At 48.6% G+C, this 6,215-nt stretch carries 1 protein-coding gene; it reads left to right on the top strand.

Features of this window, described 5'->3' with window-relative positions:
* The first annotated feature begins 5 nt into the window (after positions 1-5).
* Entirely contained in the window at positions 6-6,197 is a 6,192-nt protein-coding gene (locus KVT36_RS15510; protein WP_368670027.1) for an amino acid adenylation domain-containing protein, read from the top strand.
* Positions 6,198-6,215 lie beyond the last annotated feature (18 nt).

Genomic DNA, 6,215 nt, shown 5'->3' with positions numbered 1-6,215 from the left:
AACAGGTGATCAACCGTCATGAGGTGCTGCGCAGTGTATTGAAAAGTGAGCATGATCAGCGCTGGCAGGAAGTATTGCCGGAAGATCAATGGGAGCTGGTTTACCACAATGAGAATATACGAGGTATAGCAGAACTGGTACAGGAGATCATCCGGGAGCCATTTGATCTGAAGCAGGATCATATGTTAAGAGCGCACCTGATCCGGGAGTCAGGAGGCGATCACCTGCTGGTGCTGGTGTTGCATCATATTGCAGCAGATGGCTGGTCTATGCCGGTGCTGTTACGGGAGTTTGTTGCTTACTATCATAGTTACGAACAAGGCAGCGCAGCTAATTTGCCCATGCTGCCGGTTCAATATGCAGATTATGCAATATGGCAACGCCGCTATATCTCAGGAGAGCTGTTATCGGCGCAGTTATCTTACTGGCAGCAGCAATTAAGCGGCGCTGAGGCGCTGGAGCTGCCTACAGATCATGTACGTCCGGCGCAGCAGAGCGGCCGTGGTGCAACGTTGCATTACAACATGCCGTTAGCGCTTCAATTGTCTTTACAGCAGCAGAGCCGCCAGGAAGGCGTAACCATGTTTATGACGCTGTTATCAGTGTTTAAGGTGCTGCTGTACCGTTACAGTGGTCAGGAGGATATAAGTATAGGCAGCCCCGTAGCCAACCGCCAGCAGGCGGAAGTGGAAGGACTGATCGGCTTTTTTGTAAATACGCTGGTGCTGCGCAGTGAGGTGCATGGTGAAATGAGTTACCGTGATTACCTGCGGCAGTTACGCCAGATCACCCTGGCAGCTTATGAGCACCAGTCGGCGCCTTTTGAGAAAGTAGTGGAAGCCGTGGTGAGGGATCGTGATCTGTGCCGCCATCCATTGTTCCAGGTGATGTTCATTTTACAGAACAATGAATCCGTAGGCATTGCGGAACACATATTGGGCGCAGGCTTATCGCTGCAGTCAGTGGCAGTGGAAAATAACAGTACCCAGTTTGATCTTTCCTTTTCCTTACGTGAGTCAATGGAGGGTCTTCAATTAAATGTTACTTATAACACTGATCTTTTTGCACCAGCCACCATTCAGCGGCTGTGTACACACTATGAGCAGCTGTTAAGCTCCGTAGTAAATGATCCTACAGCAACCATCGGATCATTGCAGCTATTCAGCGCCGAAGAAGAAGAGCTGCTCTTAAACACTTTTAATGCTACAGATACGGTTTACCCGGCAGATCAAACAGTAGTAGACCTGTTTGCATTGCAAGTGGCCCGTACGCCAGATAATACAGCTGTTACTTTTGAATCGCAATCGCTGAGTTACCGGGAGCTGGATGCAGCCTCTAACCAGGTAGCCAACTACCTGCGCAGTCAGGGTATAAGCCAGGGTTCGCTGGTGCCGGTCTGTCTGGATCGCAGCCTGGAAATGATCATCGGCTTGTTAGGGATCTTAAAATCAGGCGGGGCTTATGTACCTATAGATCCGGAATATCCATTGGAACGCATTCGTTATATACTATCTGATATTGGTGCAGCACTGCTGCTGGTAAATAAGGATAGCCAGGCAGGTTTATCATCATTGCGTGAAGTTGCTTTAGTATCACTGGACAGCGGATTAATACAGGAACACTCAACAGACAATATAGAGATAAGGCCCAGTGTGCAGGATCTGTGTTATGTGATCTACACATCAGGCACTACGGGCCGTCCCAAAGGTGTGATGGTAGGCCACCAGGGATTAACCAACCGCTTATGCTGGGGACAGCAGCGTTATGGGCTGGACGTATCTGATACCGTATTACAGAAGACTACCTTCTGTTTTGATGTATCGGTATGGGAATTATTTTGGCCGCTGATCAGTGGTGCCCGCTTATTGTTTGCCCGTGTGGGAGGTCATAAGGATCCAGCTTACCTGAAGCAGCTGATCGCTGAAGAAAGCGTTACAGTCTTACACTTTGTTCCCTCTATGCTGGAAGTATTTTTACAGGAGCTGGGAGCAGGTGATTGTGCAGGCGTGCAGCATGTATTCTGCAGCGGGGAAGCATTAGGAGCCACACAGGTGCGGGCCTTACACCGGCAGCTGCCGGCAGCAAAGCTGCATAACTTATATGGACCAACAGAAGCTACCATTGAGGTAAGCTACTGGGATGCTGAAGGAGAGGATGCTTCAATAGTGCCGATAGGCCGTCCGGTGGCTAATACACAATTATATGTATTGGATGCTGCACAACGATTAGTTCCCTTAGGCGGTATAGGGGAGTTATATATAGGTGGTGTACAGGTAGCAGGAGGTTACCTGCACCAGCCGGAATTAAGTGTTTCCCACTTTATAGCAGACCGTTTCCGTGGAGCAGGCCGTTTATACCGTACCGGTGACCTGGTACGCTGGCAGGCAGATGGACAGCTGTTATACCTGGGGCGCAAGGACAGCCAGGTGAAGCTGCGTGGTTATAGGATAGAGCTGGGAGAGGTGGAACGGGTGCTGGAACAGGCGCGTGGTATCCGTCAGGCAGTAGTGCTGCTGCGGGGTTCATCGGCAGAAGGTTACCTGGCCGCCTATGTGGTGGTGGATGAGCAGTATGAAAGAGAGTTAGTAGAAAGTTATATCAGATCAAGGGTACCATCCTACATGGTGCCTGCTGCCATTGTAAGCATGGACCAGCTGCCACTGACAGGCAGTGGCAAGGTTGACCGCAGGCGTTTGGCAGTACTGGACACTGATCATAGGGCTGCACATACTTATGTTGCTCCTGAAGGGGAAACAGAATTACAGCTGATGGCTATCTGGCAGGAGCTACTAAAGAAAGATCATATAGGTGTTACAGATAATTTCTTTGAGCTGGGCGGTCATTCCCTGCTGGCCACACGGGTGGTATCCAGGATCCGCCGCGATCTTGGCAGGGAGATCTCCATCCGGGATCTCTTTACCCATCCCACGGTCCGTAGTTTGGCCATGCGGCTGCATATGAATGAAGATGAAGTATTACAGCCAGGTATTATTGCAGGCGCCCGTCCGGAACGTATCCCTTTATCTTTTTCACAGGAACGGCTTTGGTTCATAGACCAGCTGCAGGGCAGTACGCATTATCACATATCTGCGGCGTTACAGCTGGAAGGCCCGGTGAGCGAAGCTGCTATTTCCTTTGCCTTCAATACTATACTAACGCGGCATGAAGCCCTTCGCACTGTATTCAGAGAAGAAGATGACCAGCTGCTGCAGGTGGTATTACCAGAAAATAACTGGGCTTTAACCCTGCATGAGCTGAATGAGGGAGAAAAAGAAAACCTGAAAGCATACATTACCTCACTTACCGGCCGGCCATTTGACCTGTCCCGGGATTATATGTTGAGAATACACCTGCTAAAACAATCCGCCATTGCTTATATATTGGTGGTAACCGTACATCATATAGCCGCAGATGGCTGGTCGTTGTCTATACTGGAATCCGAATTCCTGGAATTGTACAGGTCTTTTGCGGATAAGCGTGATGCTGATCTGCCTGCGTTAACTGTCCAGTATGCCGACTATGCCGCCTGGCAGCGTAACTATCTCACAGGTGCAGTGCTGGACAAACAGCTGCGCTACTGGCGGCAAAAGTTAGCCGCAATACCGGCGCTGGAATTACCCACAGATTTTACAAGGCCGGCTATACAAAGTACCAGGGGAAATACGTGTAAGTATTCCTTTTCAAAAGCATTGACGGAACAGCTCAAACAATTTTCCGGAGAACAGGAAGTAACCTTGTTCATGACCTTACTCTCTGTGTTTAAGGTGCTGCTGTACCGCTATTCCGGGCAGGGGGATATTTGCGTGGGAACGCCTATTGCCAATCGTACCCAGCATAGTACGGAGCCGCTGATAGGTTTTTTTGTAAATACCATTGCTGTACGCAGTGATCTTACCAATGATCCGTTGTTCACCCAATTGCTGCAGCAGGTAAAACAAACTATGCTGGAAGCATATATGCATCAGGATGCGCCCTTTGAAAAAGTGGTGGATGCATTGCAGGTAGAAAGGGATATGAGCAGAACCCCCTTATTTCAGGTACTTTTTACATTACAGAATGCGCCAAAGGAAACAGGGGAACCTATCGGGCAGCTGCAGGTATCCTCTTTCCGCTTTGAGGATGTTACCGCTAAGTTTGATCTGAATTTTCATATAACAGAAAGAGCCGGTGGAATGGATCTTAACATAGAATACTGTAAAGATCTTTTCACCGCAGATACGGTCAACCGGATGTTTAGTTACTATGAGCAGTTGTTAACATCCGTTTTTGTACAAAAAGATACACCGGTCAGCAAGCTGCAAATGCTGACAAAGGAAGATGAAAGCCTGCTGTTAAGTTATAACAATACGGAAGTAGATTATGGAATAAACCCTACTGTTCCGGCATTGTTTGAAGCACAGGCAGCGAGAACGCCCGGCGCTGATGCGGTTGTATTTGGTGAGTACCGCCTGAATTACAGGCAGCTGAATGACAGGGCTAGCCAGCTTGCAAGGTACTTAAGAAAAATGGGTGTGGAGGAAGGAGCCCTGGTACCTGTATGTATTGAACGCTCGCCAGAGATGATCATTAGCCTGCTGGCTATTTATAAATGTGGTGCTGCTTATGTGCCCCTGGACCCTGAATATCCGAAGGACCGCATCCTTTATATGCTTACGGACACCAGCAGCAAATTGGTGCTCAGCAGCAGCAAATGCAGTGCGCTGTTTGCATCACTGGATGGGTACAATATTATAGAAGTGGACACAGACCAGGATAAGATAGCAGAAGAGTCTACAACTAATCCTGGTTTCTCCTGTTCAACTGAGAACCTGGGATATGTTATCTATACTTCCGGATCAACAGGGAGGCCCAAAGGCGTGAAGCTCACCGTTCGTTCCCTGGTAAATCTTTTATTATGGCAGCAGTCAACAGTGACAAGCGCAGCCGCCGGCAGGCGTATACTGCAGTTTGCCAGTCTTAACTTTGATGCCAGCTTCCAGGAAATATTCTTTGCGCTGTGTTTTGGAGGCGCTGTACACCTGATCGAAGAATACCGCAGGAAAGATATGCAGGAGCTGTTGCAGGATATTAGCCTGCAGGGAGTTACCCAGTTGTTCATCCCCTATGTGGTGCTGAAAAACCTGGCGGAACATGCAGCTGAAACAGGGATCTATCCCGGCAGCCTGACAGAGATATTTACGGCAGGTGAGCAGCTTAAGCTGAGTGAGGATATCCGGTTATTTGTACAAAAAACCGGTTGTACTTTACTGAACTATTACGGCCCCTCTGAAACCCATGTGGTAACCTGGTACCAGGTGCAGGATAGTGACTATACCCTTCGCCCGCTTGCGCCAATTGGTATTCCTGTAAGTAATACAACTTTATATGTATTGGATGCTAACCTGGAGCTGAGCGGGGCAGGCACTCCCGGTGAATTGTATATCGGCGGCGTGCAGGTAGGCGTTGGTTACCTGAATCAGCCTGATCTGACAGCAGCCCGCTTCCTTTCCGACCCTTTCAGTAATAATGCCCATGCACACATGTATAGAACAGGAGATAAAGCCCGCTGGTTACCGGATGGCAACCTTGAATTTTTAGGGCGTATAGATGACCAGGTGAAGATCCGCGGCAACAGGGTAGAATTGGGAGAGGTAGAGAAAGTGCTGCAGCAATCTCCTGCAGTTACCAAGTCAGTAGTTATTGCCGATGAGGATGAACAGGGTTATAAACGCCTGATAGGTTATGTTGTGCCGTTGCCGGGTTATGATAAGGAGAAGGAGCTGATGCCTTATCTGAAAGAAAGATTGCCGGATTATATGATACCAGCTGTGATCATAGAGCTGGATGAAATACCACTGACGAATAACGGAAAGGTGAACAGGAAATTATTACCCAAACCCGGATTACACCACCTGGTAAAACAGGCATTCGTTGCGCCGGAAAATGAAGTAGAAGAAAAGCTGGCAGGTATATGGAAATCCCTGTTAAAACTGGAACGGGTGGGTGTTTATGATAACTTTTTCAGCATTGGCGGGCATAGCCTGCTGGCAACAAGGGTAGTGGCCACAATCCATAAGGCATTTGATATAAAGCTTGAAGTAAGGGACATCTTCAGCTCACCTACCATTCGCGGGCTGGCCGGAAAACTGTCGGCCCCCAGTATAATACATGATGGCGAAGCCGGAGATGACCAGGATGTTGAAAGCCTTTATTTTTAAATTTAACAGTAAGTGATC

The organism is Chitinophaga sp. GbtcB8 (genome assembly GCF_019091455.1).
In the GTDB taxonomy this organism is placed as follows: Bacteria; Bacteroidota; Bacteroidia; order Chitinophagales; family Chitinophagaceae; genus Chitinophaga.
Note: the sequence above shows the minus strand (reverse complement) of the source record. Positions and strands in the feature narration are given on the sequence as shown.